Annotated in this window: 15 protein-coding genes; 8 read left to right on the forward strand and 7 right to left on the reverse strand. The window is 68.7% G+C overall.

Annotation, left to right across the window (positions count from 1 at the left end):
• Positions 1 to 16 precede the first annotated feature (16 nt).
• Positions 17 to 1,228, forward strand: coding sequence for a glycoside hydrolase family 3 N-terminal domain-containing protein (locus ACP699_RS01280; protein WP_426168515.1), 1,212 nt, complete (start codon positions 17 to 19; stop codon positions 1,226 to 1,228).
• 4 nt (positions 1,229 to 1,232) lie between these two features.
• Here ACP699_RS01280 and ACP699_RS01285 read toward each other — a convergent pair whose 3' ends face one another.
• Genes ACP699_RS01285 through ACP699_RS01295 form a run of 3 tightly spaced genes read right to left on the reverse strand, consistent with a single transcriptional unit; the run spans position 1,233 to position 3,799 of the window.
• Positions 1,233 to 2,096, reverse strand: a complete 864-nt coding sequence (locus ACP699_RS01285) for a 3-methyladenine DNA glycosylase (RefSeq protein ID WP_141386111.1) — start codon at positions 2,094 to 2,096, stop codon at positions 1,233 to 1,235.
• Position 2,097: 1 nt separating this feature from the next.
• A complete protein-coding gene (locus ACP699_RS01290) occupies positions 2,098 to 3,123 on the reverse strand; it encodes an App1 family protein (protein WP_055867622.1) in 1,026 nt (341 codons plus the stop codon).
• A 4-nt stretch (positions 3,124 to 3,127) separates the two neighbouring features.
• Positions 3,128 to 3,799, reverse strand: a complete 672-nt coding sequence (locus tag ACP699_RS01295) for a DedA family protein (protein WP_055867623.1) — start codon at positions 3,797 to 3,799, stop codon at positions 3,128 to 3,130.
• A 41-nt stretch (positions 3,800 to 3,840) separates the two neighbouring features.
• Between ACP699_RS01295 and ACP699_RS01300 the strand changes: the two genes are divergently transcribed.
• Together ACP699_RS01300 and leuS are read left to right on the forward strand one after the other, a co-directional pair.
• Positions 3,841 to 5,160 (forward strand): anthranilate synthase component I family protein, encoded by a 1,320-nt coding sequence (locus tag ACP699_RS01300; RefSeq protein WP_426168520.1) that lies wholly within the window; start codon positions 3,841 to 3,843, stop codon positions 5,158 to 5,160.
• 34 nt (positions 5,161 to 5,194) lie between these two features.
• The gene (leuS, locus tag ACP699_RS01305; protein ID WP_055869137.1) at positions 5,195 to 7,771 is read left to right on the forward strand and encodes a leucine--tRNA ligase; all 2,577 of its coding nucleotides are present in this window, start codon (positions 5,195 to 5,197) and stop codon (positions 7,769 to 7,771) included.
• Positions 7,772 to 7,840: 69 nt separating this feature from the next.
• On the opposite strand, the gene ACP699_RS01310 is transcribed toward leuS, so the two are convergent.
• Positions 7,841 to 8,479 (reverse strand): phosphatase PAP2 family protein, encoded by a 639-nt coding sequence (locus tag ACP699_RS01310; protein ID WP_426168524.1) that lies wholly within the window; start codon positions 8,477 to 8,479, stop codon positions 7,841 to 7,843.
• 185 nt (positions 8,480 to 8,664) lie between these two features.
• On the opposite strand from ACP699_RS01310, the gene ACP699_RS01315 reads away from it, so the two are divergent.
• The 3 genes from ACP699_RS01315 to holA are packed head-to-tail and all read left to right on the forward strand — an operon-like array spanning position 8,665 to position 12,681.
• Positions 8,665 to 9,279, forward strand: a complete 615-nt coding sequence (locus ACP699_RS01315) for a ComEA family DNA-binding protein (protein WP_151486491.1) — start codon at positions 8,665 to 8,667, stop codon at positions 9,277 to 9,279.
• Between the two features lie 20 nt (positions 9,280 to 9,299).
• Entirely contained in the window at positions 9,300 to 11,603 is a 2,304-nt protein-coding gene (locus tag ACP699_RS01320) for a ComEC/Rec2 family competence protein (RefSeq protein ID WP_426168528.1), read from the forward strand.
• A gap of 40 nt (positions 11,604 to 11,643) precedes the next feature.
• Complete coding sequence (gene holA, locus ACP699_RS01325; protein ID WP_426168531.1) at positions 11,644 to 12,681, forward strand: DNA polymerase III subunit delta; 1,038 nt, start codon at positions 11,644 to 11,646, stop codon at positions 12,679 to 12,681.
• 105 nt (positions 12,682 to 12,786) lie between these two features.
• Here the strand turns inward: holA and rpsT are convergent, their stop codons facing one another.
• Positions 12,787 to 13,047, reverse strand: coding sequence for a 30S ribosomal protein S20 (gene rpsT / locus ACP699_RS01330; RefSeq protein WP_017830351.1), 261 nt, complete (start codon positions 13,045 to 13,047; stop codon positions 12,787 to 12,789).
• Between the two features lie 223 nt (positions 13,048 to 13,270).
• Between rpsT and ACP699_RS01335 the strand changes: the two genes are divergently transcribed.
• Together ACP699_RS01335 and ACP699_RS01340 are read left to right on the forward strand one after the other, a co-directional pair.
• Positions 13,271 to 14,653, forward strand: a complete 1,383-nt coding sequence (locus ACP699_RS01335; protein ID WP_426168536.1) for a glycoside hydrolase family 1 protein — start codon at positions 13,271 to 13,273, stop codon at positions 14,651 to 14,653.
• Positions 14,650 to 15,888 (forward strand): MFS transporter, encoded by a 1,239-nt coding sequence (locus ACP699_RS01340; protein WP_426168539.1) that lies wholly within the window; start codon positions 14,650 to 14,652, stop codon positions 15,886 to 15,888. The genes ACP699_RS01335 and ACP699_RS01340 overlap by 4 nt, the downstream gene beginning before the upstream one ends.
• Here ACP699_RS01340 and ACP699_RS01345 read toward each other — a convergent pair.
• A complete protein-coding gene (locus ACP699_RS01345; protein ID WP_426168542.1) occupies positions 15,883 to 16,638 on the reverse strand; it encodes an alpha/beta fold hydrolase in 756 nt (251 codons plus the stop codon). The genes ACP699_RS01340 and ACP699_RS01345 overlap by 6 nt on opposite strands.
• Positions 16,639 to 16,713: 75 nt before the next feature.
• Complete coding sequence (locus ACP699_RS01350; protein WP_426168545.1) at positions 16,714 to 18,423, reverse strand: ABC transporter family substrate-binding protein; 1,710 nt, start codon at positions 18,421 to 18,423, stop codon at positions 16,714 to 16,716.
• Between the last annotated feature and the right edge of the window lie 77 nt (positions 18,424 to 18,500).

Below are 18,500 nucleotides of genomic sequence, written 5' to 3' on the forward strand. Positions count from 1 at the left end.
GCCCTGCACCGCACCGATGCGCGTGAACTCTCGACACCGGGGACGGGCGGCAGGCGCACTCGCGCTCGCCGCAGCGGTGGGGCTCTGCGCCTCGTCGGCGGCGTCTGCCTCGATCACGGCGACCACGGCTCCGCGCACTCCCGCGGCCACGGTGCCGAGCACCGGAGCCGAGAGGTTCGTCGACCGCGCGACAGCTCTGGTGAAGGCGATGCCTGTCGGGGAACAGGCGTCGACCGTGGTGATGGGACACGTGGCGGGGACCGATCCGGGCGCGCTCCGGGCGTACATGGAATCGGGCCTGGGCGGATTCATCCTGATGGGAGCCAACATCCCGGCATCCGAAGACGAGCTGCAGGCGCTCACCGCCGCGCTCACTGTGGATCCGACGCTGCCGCCGCTCATCGCCGTCGATCAGGAGGGCGGTCTGGTCTCTCGTCTGAACGGCGACGACCATGCCGCCTCCACCTCGCTGAAGGGTCTTCCGGTGTCTGAGACTTCCGCGGCGTTCGCCGCGCGGGGCTCGTTGGTGGCACGCGCGGGGATCACCGTGAACTTCGGCACCGTGGCCGACTACACGGCCGATCCCGGCTCGTTCATCCATGGCCGCGCACTCGGCACCGATCCGGTCGGTGCGGCGGAGCGCGTGGCGGCTGCGACCGGTGCGCAGGAGCAGTTCCTCGCTTCGACGCTCAAGCACTTCCCCGGGCACGGTGCGGCGCCCGGCGACTCGCATCATGCGATCCCGAGCACGACGATGGGGCTCGAGGAGTGGCGTGCCACCGCCGCTGTTCCGTTCGCTGCAGGGATCGACGCGGGGGCCTCGCTGCTGATGTACGGGCATCTGGCCTACACGGCCGTCGACACCCTGCCGGCATCCCTCTCGCCGACCTGGCATGAGATCGCCAGGGACGAGCTCGGCTTCACGGGTGTCGCGGTCACCGACGACCTCGGGATGCTGCTCTCGTCGGGAGACCCGGCCTATGCGGACCCGGTCGCGAACGGAGTGGCGGCGATCGCCGCGGGGAACGACCTGGTGCTGATGGTCGCGGGCTCCGATGCGCAGACGGCGGGATCGATGGTGCACGGCATCACCGCGGCGGTCGAGACGGGCACGCTGTCGCCCGAGCGCCTCGAAGAAGCGGCGACGCGCGTGGTCGCGCTGCGGTTGCAGCTCTCCGCCGCGACGGCCTCCTGGGCGGTCTGCGAAGACTGCGACCGGGTGGACTGAGCGCTCAGGCCGCGTCGCGGGCCCCGGCGCCGAGCCAGGCGTTCAGCAGTGCGGTGCGCAAGGCGGCCCCGCGGTCCGCGAACCCTCGCTGCCGACGCACGTACTCGGCCTTGCCCTCGGGCGTCTCGATGGGCACAGGAACCACGTCCCACGCCGAGAGGTCGTACGGTGCCGCCTGCATGTCGAGAAGGCGTATGTCGCGAGCGAGTTCGAACGAATCCAGGAGGAGGTCGCCCGGGATGAGGGGCCCGAGCTTCGTCGCCCACTTGTACAGGTCCATGCCCGCGTGCAGGCACCCCGGCTGCTCGAACAGCGGCTGCTCGTCGCGACTCAACGAGGTGCGGTTGCGGGGGACCGCCTCGGGGGTGAAGAAGCGGAAGGCGTCGAAATGAGTGCAGCGCAGGTCGTGATTCTCGACGACGGCATCCGTGCCCGCCTGCCCCAGCCGCAGCGGAACCGCATGTCGGTGCTCGTCGGCGCGGTACACCATCGCCCACTCGTGCAGACCGAAGCAGCCGAACTGCCCTGGCCGCGATGCCGTGCGGCGGAGCATCTTCTCGATGAGCGATGCCAGCTCCGCCTTCTCTCGGCCGAAAGCTGCCGCATCGGGAACCGCGCTGTCAGCGGATCGTCCTGCGCGGTACCAGCGCCAGTCGAGGCGTTCGCCGGCATCGGCGAGCTCGACGCCGGCGCCCGGGTGCCAGCGGCGCAGCTGCGCGGGCTTGTACGAGTAGTACGTGAAGAGGAAGTCCCACACCGGGTGCTTCTCCGCCCGGGTCGCCCGGTCGCGGTGCGCAGCAGTGAGAGCATCGGCACGTTCACGATGCGCTTCTTCGAGGACCAGCCAGTCCTGGCGGGAGAGGGACATGTCAGTGCAGGATGCCGGCTTCGCCCAGCAGATCGCGAAGGCCGGCACCGTCTTCGGCGCTCACCCACGGGGCGACATCCTCGGAGTGCGGCTCGTGGCCTGCCCGACCACCCGCGAGGACGGCCTCGGCAGGGAGGAGACGACGGATCGCGACGCCCGCGACGGAGTCGGGGTACTCCTCCATGAACTGACTGTAGATCGACTCGTCGTGCTGGCCGTCGTCACCGATCAGCAGCCACTTCACATCGGGGAACTCGGTCGCGAGTCGCCGCAGGTTCGTCAGCTTGTGCTCGCGCCCGCTGCGGAACCAGCGCTCATGCGTGGGCCCCCAGTCGGTCAGGAGCATGGAACCGGCGGGGAACAGATGACGGCCGAGGAAGCGCCACAGGGTGGGGGCGACGTTCCACGCCCCCGTGGAGAGGTAGACCATCGGCGCGCCGGGGTGCTGCCGCAGCAGCTGGTCGAGGAGCACGGCCATCCCCGGTACGGGAAGACGTGCATGCTCGTCGAGCACGAAGGAGTTCCAGAAGGCGATGAAGGGACGAGGGAGAGCCGTGACCATCACGGTGTCGTCGACATCCGACACCACACCGAACGACGTGCCCTCAGCGACGATGAACGCTCGTGCCTCCACCGGAGGCTGTCCCTCGACGGAGAACGTGAACGTCTGCCAGCCGGGCTCCAGATCGACGCGGATCATGGCGTCGACCACACCGCCGCGGTCGGCGGCGACCTGATGCGTGGTGCCGCCGAAATGCACGCTCACGGCGGCGAAGCCCACAGGGATGCCGACGAAGCTGCGCCAGCCACGAACGCTCGCGGGTTCACCGTCGCGGGTACGACGCTGCGGCGGCACGATCAGAACACGGCCGACGACGCGGACCCAGCCGGGACCACCGTAGCCGGGGAAGGGAAGGATCGTCGCGACGCGGCCTCGACGGCGCGCGCGACCCTCTCGCCAGACGTGGAGGCGATGTTCGAGTCGGGCGAACCAGTGGATCCGGGGGGCCGGGGGAGCCGATGCCATTGCCTCAGTCTTTCACGTCGGCGTCGGCCTCTGCCTCCGGGCCCTCCAGATGACGCGCCTCGACGCGCTGCAGGAGCTTCTTGCCGAGGAACGCCAGGAGCAGGAAGAGCGCGATCACGCCGACGAAGATGTATCCCGCGAAGTGCACGCGATCGACCAGTTCGCGGAAGCTGCCCGCAGCGAGCGAGGTCACGCTCACGTAGGCGGTGGCCCAGAGGACGCACGCGGGAGCCGTCCAGGCCAGGAACCTGCGGTACGGGTACTCGCTCATGCCCACGGTGAGCGGCACGAGGGAATGCAGCACCGGGAGGAAGCGGGACAGGAAGATCGCGATGCCGCCGCGGCGCTCGAGATAGTTCTCGGCGCGAACCCAGTTGTGCTCACCGATTCTGCGCCCCAACCACGACACTCGGATGTGCGGGCCCAGCCAGCGCCCCAGCCAGAAGCCGATGCTCTCGCCGATCAGGGCCCCGATCACGACCGCGACGCCCATCGCGACGCCCTCCAGCGGAGTGGCGACCCCCATCGAGGCGATGATCACGATCGTGTCACCGGGAACGACGAGACCGATCAGGATGCTCGTCTCCAGCATCACGGCGAGCCCGGCGATCAGCGTGCGGGCGACCGGATCGATCGACTGCACGGTGTCGAGGAGCCAGATCAGGAGGTCGTCCACCCCATGAGGATACGGGAGCCGCCCGGTCCTAGGCTGGAAAGGTGCCCGAACAGCTGAGTGCTCGACCGCTTCCCGCCTGGGTGGAGCCGTCGTCGGTGTTCGGGATGCTGGAAGCCGAAGCCGCGGATGTGTTCTGGCTCGATGCCGGGGCAGCCGCCACGACGGGGTGGAGTTTCGTCGGTACGGGGGCGCGCTCGACACTTCCGCGCGAAGTGCGCCTCGACAGGGGCGCCGCCGATCCCGCGCTGCCGCCGTTCACCGGGGGGTGGGTCGGCTGGCTCGACTATGAGAGCGGCGCCCGTGTCGCCGGGGCGCCCGTGGCCGGCGCCGTCGAGGAGAGCGGCGGCTCCTGGCTGCGCGCCACCCGTGTCGTCGCCTTCGACCACTCCCTCGGCCGCGCGTGGGCCCTCAGTGCGGATCACGACGCCGAAGCCTGGGCAGCCGCTGTCTCCGCGTTGGCCGGGGCGCGGGAACCCGTGCCCATGCCCGTGCGGGCCGACGAGACACGCGTCGCCCAGGCGCGCCACGACCCGCAGGAGTATGCGGCGCTCATCGAACGCTGCCGCGATCTCATCCGCGCGGGTATCGCCTATCAGCTGTGCCTGACCACGCGCTTCACCGTCAGGGGAGCGCATGACGCCGTGGACGTCTACCACCGGCTCCGCACCGCCACGCCCGCCCACCACGGCGGGTTCGTGCGGATCGGCGACCGCGCGCTGCTGAGCGCCAGCCCGGAGCAGTTCCTCCATGCGGACGGAGGCGTCATCCGCACGCGTCCCATCAAGGGCACCAGGCCCCGAAGCTCCGATCCCGTCGCAGACGCCGCGCTCGCCGCTGAGCTCGCGACGGATCGCAAGGAGCGCGCCGAGAACGTCATGATCGTCGACCTGATGCGCAACGATCTCTCGCGGGTGTGCGAGCCGGGGAGCATCCGTGTCGAGGGGCTGTGGGTGGTGGAGAGCTATCCGGCCGTGCACCAACTCGTGAGCACGGTGAGCGGCGTCGCGGCCGCAGGGACGACGGTCGGTGCTCTGCTGGAGGCGGCCTTCCCCGCCGGCAGCATGACCGGCGCTCCGAAGCTGTCGGCGATGACCAGGCTCCACGAGTTGGAGGGCGGGCCCCGCGGCGTGTACGCGGGCTGCTTCGGCTACATCGGCGTCGACGGCACGCTGGATCTGGCCATGGTGATCCGCAGCATCCTGATCGAGGGGGAGCTGGCCGTCGTCGGCGCCGGGGGAGGCATCACCTGGGGCTCTGTCGCGGCGTCCGAGGTGGCGGAGGTGGCGACCAAGGCGCGCGCACCGCTCGCCGCGCTCGGCGCCGGAATGCCTGTGCTCTGGCGTTCCGATATCCTGAACTGATCCCGCTTTTTCCTTCAGATTGGTCGTGCGTTCGTTGTCTGAGAACCTGTCCACCGCTCCTGCCGACGACGAGGCCCCGTCGGCGCACGCCATCCAGAACAAGTGGCAGAAGTACTGGGCGGACAACGGCACGTTCCTCACGGGCGGCGACGACGACACGCGCCCGCGGCGGTACGTGCTGGCGATGTTCCCCTATCCCTCGGGCGACCTGCACATGGGGCACGCCGAGAACTATCTCTACTCCGACATCGTGGCCCGTTTCTGGCGCCACCGCGGGCACAACGTGCTCAACCCGATCGGCTGGGACTCCTTCGGTCTGCCCGCCGAGAACGCGGCGATCCGTCAGGGTGCCGACCCGCGGGAGTGGACGTACCAGAACATCGCGCAGCAGAAGGTCGGTTTCGAGGCGTACGGCGTCTCGTTCGACTGGAGCCGGGTGCTGCACACCTCCGACCCCGAGTACTACCGCTGGAACCAGTGGCTGTTCCTGAAGCTGTACGAGCGCGGTCTGGCCTATCGCAAGAAGAGTCCGGTCAACTGGTGCCCCAACGACCAGACGGTCCTGGCGAACGAGCAGGTCGTCGACGGACGCTGTGATCGTTGCGGCGCCGAGGTGATCAAGAAGAAGCTCACCCAGTGGTACTTCCGCATCACCGACTACGCCGACCGTCTGCTGGATGACCTGAACCAGCTCGAGGGCTTCTGGCCGCACAAGGTGCTGCAGATGCAGCGCAACTGGATCGGTCGCTCGGTGGGTGCCGACGTCGACTTCCTCATCGAGGGTCGCGAGGAGCCGGTCACGGTGTTCTCGACGCGTCCTGACACCCTGCACGGGGCGACGTTCTTCGTGGTCGCCCCCGACTCCGACCTGGCGTCGGAACTCGCAGCCGACGCTCCGGACGAGGTGCGCCAGCGCTTCCAGACGTATCTGGAGCAGGTGCAGAAGGAGACCGACATCGATCGGCAGTCCACGGACCGTCCGAAGACCGGCGTCTTCCTCGAGCGCTACGCGATCAACCCCGTCAACGGCGAGAAGCTGCCCGTGTGGGCAGCCGACTACGTGCTGGCCGACTACGGTCACGGCGCGGTCATGGCCGTCCCGGCACACGACCAGCGCGACTTGGACTTCGCCCGCGCGTTCGACCTGCCCGTCAAGGTGGTCGTCGACACGACGGCCCCCGTCACCGGTGCCATGCCGGTGATCGAGGTCGACGAGGAGGGCGTGCCGATCGACACCGGTGCCGCGCTCGAGGAGCAGAACCCCGCGACCACCGGCATCGCGCTCACGGGCGAGGGTCGCATGATCAACTCCGGGGCGCTGAACGGACTCTCCAAGCGCAACGCCATCGCGCGGGCCATCGAGCAGCTGGAGGCCACCGGTACCGGTCGTGCCGCCAAGAACTACCGTCTGCGTGACTGGCTCATCTCGCGTCAGCGGTTCTGGGGCACGCCGATCCCGATGCTGCACGCTGAGGACGGAAGCATCATCCCGGTTTCCGAGGACAAGCTCCCCGTCAAGCTGCCGAGCGTCGAGGGACTCGACCTCAAGCCCAAGGGCACGTCGCCGCTGGGTGGCGCCGAGAGCTGGGTGCGCACGACCGACCCGCACACGGGTGAGCCCGTGCTGCGTGACCCCGACACGATGGACACGTTCGTCGACAGTTCGTGGTACTTCCTGCGCTTCCTCTCGCCGAACAGTGACACCGTGGCGTTCGATCCGGCCCAGGCTTCCCGCTGGGCGCCGGTCGACTCGTACATCGGCGGCGTCGAGCACGCGATCCTGCACCTGCTGTACGCGCGCTTCATCACGAAGGTGCTGTTCGACATGGGGCTGATCGACTTCACCGAGCCCTTCTCGAACCTCATCAACCAGGGCATGGTGCTGCTCGACGGGCAGAAGATGTCCAAGAGCAAGGGCAACCTGGTTCTCTTCCAGGAGGAGCTCGACGCCCACGGCGCCGATGCCCTGCGCGTGGGGCTGGCGTTCGCCGGTCCTGTGGAGGACGACAAGGACTGGGCTGACGTCTCGACGACCGGCGCTCAGAAGTTCCTGGCGCGCGCGATGCGCATCGCCGGCGAGGTATCGAGCCCGGTCGATGTGGTGTTCGACGGTGGCGACGCCGCTCTTCGGCGTGCGACGCACAAGCTCCTGTCCGAAGCGCCGGGCCTGGTCGAGCAGACCAAGTTCAACGTCTTGGTCGCCCGCCTGATGGAGCTCGTGAACACCACCCGCAAGACGATCGACGGCGCAGCGGGCGCAGCCGACCCCGCTGTGCGCGAGGCCGCTGAGACGATCGCCGTGATGCTCGACCTCATCGCTCCGCACACCGCAGAGGAGATGTGGGAGATCCTCGGTCACGAGCCTTCCGTCGGCCTGGTGACGTGGCGTTCCGCCGACCCGGCGCTGCTGATCGAGGACAAGATCACCGCCGTCGTGCAGGTGGGTGGCAAGGTGCGCGCCCAGCTCGAGGTCTCCGCCCGCATCGGCGAGTCGGAGCTCGAGGCTTTGGCACGCGCGGACGAGCGCGTGATCCGGTCGATCGGCGACCGCGAGATCGTGAAGGTCGTCGTGCGTGCGCCGAAGATCGTGAGCTTCGTCGTCAAGGGCTGATCGCCTCTTCCTCCACGGAGGACGATGATCCGGTCAGGGGCCCCGCGGTACGCCGCGAGGTCCCTGATCTCATTCGGGGCGTGCTGGCGATCCGGTGTGCAGAGATTCTCGAAGTCTCTCCGAAAACGCGACGAGGATGATCGGGACGGCGACACCGAGCAGCGCACCGAGCGCGATGTCGTGGAGATAGTGGACGCCCTGGGCGACCCGCGCGACCGCGACCACCGTGGCGAGCGCCATCGCCGACCAGGTGAGCCAGGAACGCCCGACCGTCAGAGCGATGGCGGCAGCAGCACCGAACGCAAGCGTCGCGTGATTCGACGGCAGCGACCAGTCTCCCGGAGGCGGGCATTCGGCGGCGATCAGCCACACGGTGCACGGGCGCTCCTGGGCGAAGACCAGCTTCCCGCCCTCGCTCAGGACGTAAGCGAGAGCAACACCCGCGGCGGCCATCACGATCCGTGGTCGGCGTTCCGGATGACTCCACCAGGTGCGTCCCAGAGACGCGGCCGTCGTGGCTGCGAGCAGCATCAGTCCCGCGTCGGAGATCAGCTCGAGTCCGGGCATTCCGGCGGCGGTGGAATGGAGCCACCGCGTGCCGAGCACACTCACGCTGCCGGGCATCGGAATCGTAAGCAGGAGGGCCGCGGTGCAGATCGTGACGACCACGGGCAGGAGACTGCGCGCGGGCAGACGTGTCGAAGGCATGCCTACGAACGTACGGAAAGGGCATCCGAAGAGCATCCGTCCGGAGAAGTAACCGCATCGGTCGGACGGAGGAGACGTTGCGTGCACTTGGCCGATCTCCTGCACGGGGCGCCGTCTCAGACACTTGTCCACGGCTGATGTCCGAGGCGCCGACCGGGGTCACGCAGCCCGCCTAACGTGGCCGGATGGCATCCCCGCAGGCACCCCTTCCACCGCGTCATCGCCTGCGGCTGAGCATCGGCGCGGCGGTGGTGCTGGCGCTCGTCGTGCTGTCGGCTGCTGTCGGGCTCGGCATCATGCGGGGGCAGGCAGCCCCGGTCGAATCGGTGCCGCTGACCGATGCCGGATCGGGGAACGGATCCGGCGCCGAGCCGTCCGGCGATCTCTACGTGCACGTTCTGGGCGCCGTCGAGAAGCCGGGGCTCTACGTGCTCGATCTCGACGCGCGACTCGTCGATGCGCTGGCGGCCGCGGGCGGGACGACCACCGATGCCGACCTGGCTGCGGTCAATCTCGCACGTGTGCTCGAAGACGGGGAGCAGGTCGTGGTGCCGGCAGCCGGTGCGGCGGGCGGTGCGCCCGGCGGCGCAGCACCGCCACCGGGCGATGACCGCATCGACCTCAACGCTGCGGATCAGGCCGCGTTGGAGACGCTGCCGCGTATCGGACCGGCACTCGCGGAGCGGATTATCGCCTGGCGGGAGGAGAACGGCAGGTTCACGTCGGTCGATGATCTTCTCGCCGTGCCCGGAATCGGCGAGAAGCTGCTCGCGGGACTCCGCGACGGGGTCAGAGTGTGAGGGCGCGTGACCTTCGGCTGGTGCCGCTCGCGGTGGCGGTGTGGGGTGTGGTGCTGCTGTGCGTGCTGCTCCCGGCGGTCGCGTGGGGGTGTGCCGGCGCGTGCACGACAGCCGCGGTGGGAGTGCTGGTCTTCGTGTGCCGCCGGTCGCACGGCGCGCGTGGTCAGCGCGACCACGGGGGCTTCGTGGTCGTGGTGCTGGCCACGATGGCAGCGGCGGCGGCCTGCGTCGGGTTCGCCCTCCCCGCGCGGGAGGCGGCCATGAGATGGGACGGGCGGGTCGTCGAGATCACTGCCGAGGTGACATCCTCTGCCTCGGTCGGACGAGACGGGCGGCTGTGGTTCGAAGCGGCGACGACCACGCTCGGTCCGCCGGGGCATCCGGCCGACTCCAGCGCGCCGGTGCGCCTCGGCGTCGATCCTGCCGAAGGCTTCGATCTCGGAGCGCAGATCCGCGCGGTGGGAGAGTCGTCGGCGACCGATGCGGGGGAGCATTCGGCGCTGGTCGTCTTCGCGAGTGACGCGGAGGTCGTCTCACCCGCATCCGGTGCCTTCGGTGTCGCGGCAGGTCTCAAGAGCGCGTTCGTCGAACGCTCGCTGCGCCTGCCGGAGCCAGGATCCGGCCTTCTACCCGGCCTCGCGGTCGGCGACACCCGTGCGGTGACGCCTGCTTTGAACGAAGACATGCGCATCAGCGGCCTCAGCCACCTCACCGCCGTCAGCGGTGCGAACTGCGCGATCGTCGTCGGTGCACTCTTCTGGCTCACGGCAGTGTGCGGCGGCGGGCGAGGGATGCGCGTCGGGCTCTCCCTCGCAGGACTTGCCGGATTCGTCGTCCTGGTCACTCCTGAGCCGAGCGTGATCCGGGCAGGCGTGATGGCGGCTGTGGGCATGCTCACGGTGCTCCTGGGCAGGCCGAGCGCCGGCGCCGGCATGCTGTCCCTGTGCGCGACCGGGATTCTGCTGGCGGATCCATGGCTGGCGGCGACACCCGGGTTCGCTCTGTCGGTGGTCGCCTCCGGCGCGTTGATCCTCCTCGCTCCACCGCTAGCGCGGGGCCTGAGCCGGGGCATGCCCCATCCCGTCGCCCTGGCCGTCGCTGTGCCGCTGGCGGCGCAGCTCGCGTGCGGGCCGATCATCGCACTGTTCGCGCCGCAGCAGTCTCTGATCGGCGTCGCCGCGAACCTGATCGCCGCTCCGGCGGCTCCGTTGGCGACAGTGATCGGGCTCCTCGCCTGCGTCGCGGCGCCCCTGCCGGCGCTCGCTGATCTGCTCGCGTCCTCGGCGTGGCTGCCGGCAGCCTGGATCGCGACGACTGCCGCCACGACCGCGCGGCTGCCGGGCGCGCAGGTCCTGGTGCCTGCTGGGCCCGGCAGTGCCCTGCTGGTGGCCGTGGTGAGTGCGGCGGTCGCCATCGTGCTGATTCGGGCACCCTCCCGTGACCTGGGATCGAGCGTCGCGCGCGCGAGCGTGTGGGTGAGGCGAGGAGCGGCGGCGATCCTCGTGGTCGTTCTTTCGCTGGCCGGATCCCGTGTGCTCCTCGACGGTCCCCTGGCCACGGCGACCGCTCCGGAGGGGTGGGCCATCGCGGTATGCGATGTCGGACAGGGAGACGCAGTGCTCGTGCGCTCGGCGACCGAGATCGCGCTCATCGACGTAGGGCCCGATCCTGAGCCTCTCTCCGCGTGCCTGCGATCGCTCGGCATCGAGCGCATCGACCTTCTCGTGCTCACCCACTTCGACCTCGATCACGTCGGCGGGATAGGCGCTGTCCAGGGGCGAGTCTCCACGGCTCTGCACGGTCCGGTCGCCGAGGAGTCGGATCGACGTCTTCTCGAAGACCTCGTCGCGGGAGGCGCGCGCGTCGATGAGGCCTCGGCGGGCCAGCACGGCATGCTCGGCGAGGCGGCATGGCGAGTGCTCTGGCCGCTGCGGAAGTCCGTCGCGTTCCCCGAAGGCAACGACGCGAGTGTCGTGATGGAGTTCGACGGGGGAGGAGTGCCGCGCTCGATCTTCCTCGGCGACCTCTCCGCAGCCCCTCAGCGCATGCTGCAGCGTTCAGCGAGGCTGACGCCGTACGCCGTGGTCAAGGTGGCTCATCACGGCAGCGCGGATCAGGAGCCAGGCCTGTACGAGATGATCCAGCCGCGGGTGGCCCTGTTCAGCGTCGGAGCGGACAACGACTACGGCCATCCACGCTCCGAGACCCTCGACCTCCTGGCCGCGACCGGCGCGCATGTGCTGCGCACCGACGAGCAGGGACGCGTCCTGCTCGGCCTCCGGGACGGCGAGCTGCAGGTCTGGACGGAACAGGTGGGGCGGTGACAGTCCGAGCCATGTCGGCCACCGCCGGTAGGCTGGATCCATGGCAGCTTCGCGAACCCCCTCCCGCGGCGGCGCGAAGCCCACCAAGATTCCTCTGGTCTCCTGGCGCGAGCCGCACCCCGCCCCGATCGTGCTCGTGTCGGGCCCGGAAGAGGTCTGTGCCGAGAGAGCGATCGCCGGTGTCCGCGACTACCTCCGGGCCGAAGACCCTGCACTCGAAGTGAGCGACGTCCGCGCCGATGACTACGCTCCTGGAACGCTGCTCTCTCTCACCTCGCCGTCGCTTTTCGGAGAACCCCGCCTGGTACGTGTCTCGGGTGTGGAGAAATGCTCCGATGCGTTCATCCAGGAGGCGGTGTCCTACCTCGACAACCCGCAAGAGGGGGCGACGGTCATCCTTCGCCACACCGGCGCCAGCGTGCGCGGCAAGAAGCTTCTCGACGCGCTTCGCGCCGGGAACGGCGGCGGTATCGAGATCGCCTGCCCAGCCATCAAGCGCGACAGCGACCGGGTCGACTTCGCCGCCGGCGAGTTCCGTGCGGCGAAGAAGCGCATCGCGCCTCCCGCTCTGCGCGCTCTGGTCTCTGCATTCGCCGACGATCTCACCGAGCTCGCTGCGGCCTGTCAGCAGCTCATCGGCGACGTCGAGGGCGATATCTCCGAAGAGATCGTCACCAAGTACTACGGTGGCCGTGTCGAGGTCTCGGCCTTCGTCGTCGCAGACACGGCGATCGCCGGTCGGTACGGTGAGGCCCTCATCGCCCTCCGCCATGCGCTCTCATCGGGCGCCGACCCCGTGCCGATGGTCGCGGCGTTCGCGATGAAGCTGCGCACCATGGCGCGTGTCGCCGGCAACCGCGAGCCGAGCCGCCAGCTCGCTCAGCGCCTGGGCATGAAGGACTGGCAGGTGGATCGTGCCCGCCGCGACCTCGCAGGCTGGAACGAGCGCTCGCTCGGGATGGCGATCCAGGCCACGGCGAGGGCCGATGGCGAGGTCAAGGGTGCCGCTCGTGACCCGATCTTCGCGCTCGAGCGCATGGTCACCGTGATCGCCACGCGTCAGCCGTTCGGGGAGTAGCCGATCGCCTCCGGATCCGTCCGGCTCGCCGAGGCGATGACCTTTCCGAGGCAATGAAGAAGGCCCGCCCCGATGACGGGACGGGCCTTTCTCAGAAGCTTCGGCTCAGAGGGAAGCGACCTGCTTGGCGAGAGCCGACTTGCGGTTCGACGCCTGGTTCTTGTGCAGGACACCCTTGCTGACGGCCTTGTCGAGCTTGACGGCGGCCTTCTTCAGGGCAGCCTCTGCGGCTGCCTTGTCGCCGGCGGAGACGGCCGTGCGAGTGGTGCGGATGACCGTCTTGAGCTCGCTCTTCACGGCCTTGTTGCGCTCGCGCGCCTTCTCGTTGGTCTTGTTGCGCTTGATCTGCGACTTGATGTTTGCCACGTGTGGACGCTTTCTGTACAGGAGTGTTCGGAATGCCGGCAGCAGAAGAGGGCTGCTGCACAGCGGTCGTGAGGGAAGAACCCACACGCAAGCCAAGAGTCGAGTCTACCAGCAGACGGGCTGTTGACGCGAAACGGCGACGGGAACACGAGACGCCGTCGCGCTTTCGATGGTACCGGGTGCAGAATCATCACTATCCCGACACTGATGTCAAGGAGCCCACATGACCCCCGAGTCCTCTCGTTCGTCCCTGCCCTCAGGGCTCCGCTGGTCCGCGGCGACCTCGGCCTTCCAGATCGAGGGGTCGCGCCCCACCGGGATATCAGGACGATCGATCTGGGACGACTTCCTCGAGAGGCCGGGAGCCATCCTCGACGGTTCGGTCGCAGACCCGGCCTGTGACAGCTATCGACACCCCGAGGCCGACGTCGCTCTCGCAGCCGGGCTCGGGCTCGATCGCTACAGGTTCTCGATCCCCTGGGCCCGCGTGCAGCCGGACGGCCTCGGATGCGGCGACGGGGTGGCGCTCGATCACTACTCCCGTCTGGTCGATCTTCTCCTCGACGCGGGAGTCGTTCCGTTTCCCACCCTGTTCCACTGGGAGATGCCGAGCAGAATCGAAGCGGGCGGCGGCTGGCTCGAGAGGGACACGGCGGAGCGCTTCGCCGACTACGCGGCGATCGTGGCGGATCGTCTCGGCGACCGTGTGCAGCACTGGTACACCCTGAACGAGCCCGCCATGTCGACGCTCCAAGGCTATGCGGTCGGTGCGCTGGCACCCGGGAAGCAGCTCCTCTTCGGCGCGCTGCCGACCGCGCACCATCAGCTGCTCGCCCACGCTCGGGCGGCGGCCGCTCTGCGCGAGCATGGTGCCGCATCGGTCGGATTGGTCAACAACCACACCTGGGTCCTGCCGCTGCGCGACACCGCCGAGGACCACCAAGCGGCGGCGATCTACGACCTGATCCACAACCGCATCTTCAGCGAGCCGCTCCTCGCCGGTTCGTACCCCGACCTGGAAGCACTCGGCCTGCCTCCGATGCCTGTGCAGGACGGTGACCTCGAAGCCATCGGCCGCTCGATCGACTTCTACGGCATCAACTTCTACAACCCGACCACGGTGACCGCAGCAGGGGAGGAGAGCCCGATCCCGTTTGACATCGTGCCCACACCCGGAGCGCCGGTGACCGGGTTCGGTCCGGAATGGCCGATCATGCCGAGCGCGCTGCACGATCTTCTGATCGACCTGCACGCCCGTCATCCGCAGCTGCCACCCGTGATCATCGGTGAGAACGGGGCCTCGTTCCCCGAGCCCGACCGTGCGGCCCGCGTCGACGATGCCGACCGGATCTCGTACCTCGCCGACCACATCGCGGCCGTCGGCGATGCGATCGATGCGGGGGTGCCGGTGGAGGAGTACACGGTGTGGTCCCTGCTGGACAACTGGGAGTGGGCCGACGGCTACACTCAGCGCTTCGGTCTCGTCCACGTCGACTTCGATACGGGTGAGCGCACGCCCAAGGCGTCGTACGACTGGTATCGAGAGGTCATCGCGAGCTCGCGTGCAGCGGCTCCACAGGTGGCCGGGACGGGGGAGAAGCGGTGACCGAGGTCGCCGGCGCTCGCACGGTGCGGGCGGGGGCGCGATGGATGTCGCTGTTCACGCTGGCGTGGCTGGCGATCTGGACCGTGCAGCTCACGCCCGTCCAGCTGCTGCTGCCGCTGCAGCTCGACACCCCGGAGGACGACTGGATCCGTGGTGTCGTCTCCTCCGGACTGGTTCTCGGCATCGGCGGGCTCGCGGGGATCATCGCGGGCCCCGCCGCCGGTGCGCTCTCGGATCGTGCGGCGGCCGGACGCCACCGTCGGCGCCCGTGGGCCGTGGGCGGCGCACTGTTCACCGCTGCCTGTCTCGCGCTCACGGGCTACGCCGAAAACCCGTGGACCGTGGGCGCCGGCTGGGTGGGAGTGTCGATCGGCGTCGCCGTGTCGTCGGCGGCCTTCACCGCGCTCATCGCCGACCAGCTGCCGACGACACAGCGTGGGGCCGCTTCTGCTGCCGTCGGCTCCAGCCAGGCCGTCGGCATCGTGGTCGGGGTGGGGCTCGTCGTCCTTCTCGGCCTCGGGATCCACGAGGGGTATCTCCTGCTCGCGGGCGTCATCGCGGTGGTCGGCACGACCACCGCTCTGCTGTTGCCGGATCCCCCGACCACGGAGGCGATGCGACCGAAGCAGATCGGACGACGCCGTCTGGCCTCGCTGCGAGATCGGGACTTCGCCTGGATGCTCTCCGGGCGCCTCGTGACGAATGTCGGCAACGCGCTCGGAACCGCGCTGTTCCTGTTCTTCCTGCTCCACGGCCTCGGCCAGCCGAGTGCGGTGGCGCAGGACAACCTGCTGCTGCTCATCGTCGTCTACACGGTGTTCGTGGTCATCGCCTCGGTGGTCACGGGAATCGTCTCCGACCGCACCGGGAATCGGCGGACGCTCGCGGTGGCCGCGACCGTCGTCCAGGCGGCCTCGGGGGTGGCGATCGCGCTCGTGCCGACCTTCGAGATGACGATGGTCGCTGCCGCCCTGATGGGTCTCGGCTACGGAGCGTTCTCCACGGTGGGCCTCGCGTTCGCCGCCGACCTGCTGCCGGACGAGCAGGACCATGCGAGGGATCTCGGGATCGTGAACGTGACAGCCGCTCTCGGGCAGCTCATCGGACCTGTGCTGGGGGCGGGGCTGGTCGCGCTCGTGGGCGGCTTCTGGCTGGTGTTCGTCGCGGCCGCGGTGCTGTCCCTCGTCGGCGGGCTGCTCACGGCCTTCGCGCGCCAGCCGGTCAGGACATCATGAGGTCGAGGAGTCCCGCTCCAGGTCACCCTCGACATCCCGCTCCACTGTGGCGATGGCGAGTTGCAGCACAGCGTTGAAGATCTGCGGTCGCATCGCGGTGACGAGGTGCGTCGTCCGTGGCACGATGATGAGCTCGGCGTGCGGTGCGAGCCGTCGGAACAGCGACTCGTTGAGCCGCAGCTGATCGTACTGCCCGTTCACGAACCAGAGCGGAACCGTGACGCGGGGGATCGCAGCGGCGATGTCGAGTGCCGCCAGGCTGCGAAGCGCGGCGTCCTGGGTGTCCAGTGCGTACCCGCCTGCGGCGAAGTCGGATCGGGTCTCGAGGGGGATGGTGGCCTCGAGCATCCGTCTGGTGAGCCACATCCCACGGTCGGGGAGGGAATCGACGGCCCGGGCGAACAGGCGATAGGCGCGAAGACCGGCGCCGCGGGGGAGCGACGTGCAGGCGGCGGCGATGAGCCCGGCGACCGGCGGACGCTCTGCCCCGCCGGCATAGGCGAGACACAGCAGGCCGCCCATGGAATGCCCCACCAGGAGCACCGGACCCCTCTCGGCTGCGGCGCGCACCGCGACGTCGATCGTGTGCAGCGCCTCGTGAAGGGTGAAGTCCTCCTGCATGCGGGTGCCGTGACCCGGCAGATCCACGGCGGTGAACGCGGCGCCGCGCTCTTCGAGGTGGGCAGCCTGAGATCGCCACATGGTGGCCGAGGTGCGGATGCCATGCACGAAGACGATCTGGGCGCTCACGGGTTCAGCATAAGGAAAGCGGGGCCGGTGGATGAACCACCGACCCCGCTTCGACACGATGTGTGTCAGAGAGTTTTACTTCTCCCAGCCGACGTTCTCGACCGGGGTGATGCCGAACAGGTCGAGACCGACGTAGGGCTCGGGCGTGAGGTTCGCCAGGCCTTCCTTGACGGTGTAGATCTGCGGGCCGTTGTACAGCGGGATGAGGCCCCAGCGCTTGTAGATCTCGGGCTCGAGCTTCATCGCGGCAGCGGTCTGCGCCTCGGGGTCGCTCTGCGACTCGACCTTGTCCTTGATCTCGGCGTCGAGTTCGGCGTCACCGACACCCGACAGGTTGAGACCAGAGTCCGAGCAGTACAGCTGGCAGAACCACGCGGCACCGAACGGGTCGGAGGAGGTGAAGCGGAGTCCGGAGACATCCCAGTTCTTCGAGGTGTAGTCCTCGGAGAACTGGCTGGCCGGGCGGACCTCGACCTTGACGTCGATGCCGATCGCCTTCTCCTGAGCCTGCAGCGACTGCGCGAGGGCCTTCTGCGTCGCGGAGTCAGCCCAGATCGGGTACACGACGGAGAGCTTGACGCCGTCCTTCTCGCGGATGCCGTCGGAGCCTTCCGTCCAGCCGGCCTCGTCGAGGAGCTTCTTGGCACCCTCGACATCGAACTTCCAGCCGGCGGCCTTCATCGAGTCGGAGTAGCCGGGCTGGAACGAGAACAGGGTCAGCGAGCCGGCCGGGTCCTCTTCGTATCCGAGACCGTTCCAAGCGATCTGCTTCTGCTGATCGATGTTGATCGCCTTGAAGAACGCCTCGCGAACCTTGACGTCCTCGAACTGCGGCTTGGTCGAGTCGACCTGCAGGATGGTGTTGGCGGTCTGCTGCGCGCGGTAGACCACGGCGCCGTCGACGTCCTTGACCTGATCGATGAGCTCCTGGGAGCCCGTCTCGACCATGTCGACCTCGCCGTTCTTGAAGGCGTTGACGCCGGCCTGAGCGTCCATGCCGGTCATCGTGACCTCGTCGAGCAGGGGTGCATCGCCCCACCACTCGGGGTTCGGCTTGAACGAGACGTAGCCCTTGTTGGCGTCGAACTCGTTGATCGTGTACGGACCCGCGCCCCACTCGGGGTGCGGGTTCTCGATCATCGCCTCGTTGAAGGTGGTCGGGTCAGCGAGCGCGGGGTGCATGACGCCGCCGTTGAACGGCATCTGCGGCCACGCGAACTCGCTCTTGAACGTGACGATGGCGGTCTTGGCCGTGTCGCCCTGCTCGACCGACTCGATGTCCTTGTAGCCGTCGGTCGCGTTCGGGTTGAAGCCCTCGTCGTAGGAACGGTTGGCCTTCCACGTGGCGTCGATGGCCGTCCAGTCCATGTCGGTGCCATCGTTCCAGTGCGCCTCGTCGGTGAACGTGAAGGTCAGGACCGTCTTGCCGTCCTTCACCTCGTTCTTCCACTCGGAGAGGTAGTTGTCGTTCTTGTACTGCGTGCCATCCGGCTTCATGAGGATGATCTGCGGCATGTACCACGCGGCGATGCGCGCGGTGTCGGCGCTGCCGTCGCTGTTGAACGAGTTCAGCTGCGGCGGGACCTCGCGGATGGCGAAGTTGACCGTGCCACCCTCCTTGAGGTTCTCGCGCGGCTGCGGGTTGTAGTTCGCCATCTCGACACCGGCTGCTTCGCCGCTGTCGCCCTTGTCGCTACCACCGGTGGTGCCGGTAGCGCACCCGCTGAGCGCGAGTGCGAAAGCGCCGGTGAGTGCCAGCGCTCCCATCAGCTTGTACTGCTTCATGGTGCTCCTTTCGCCTTGCGGCGTGTCATAAGGGGAGAATAGTTCGCCGAATCCCCGATTGCCCGGGCGGCGAGTGA

Origin of the sequence: Microbacterium sp. DWRC1-3 (assembly GCF_049896645.1) — a bacterium.
Classification (GTDB): domain Bacteria; phylum Actinomycetota; class Actinomycetes; order Actinomycetales; family Microbacteriaceae; genus Microbacterium; species Microbacterium maritypicum.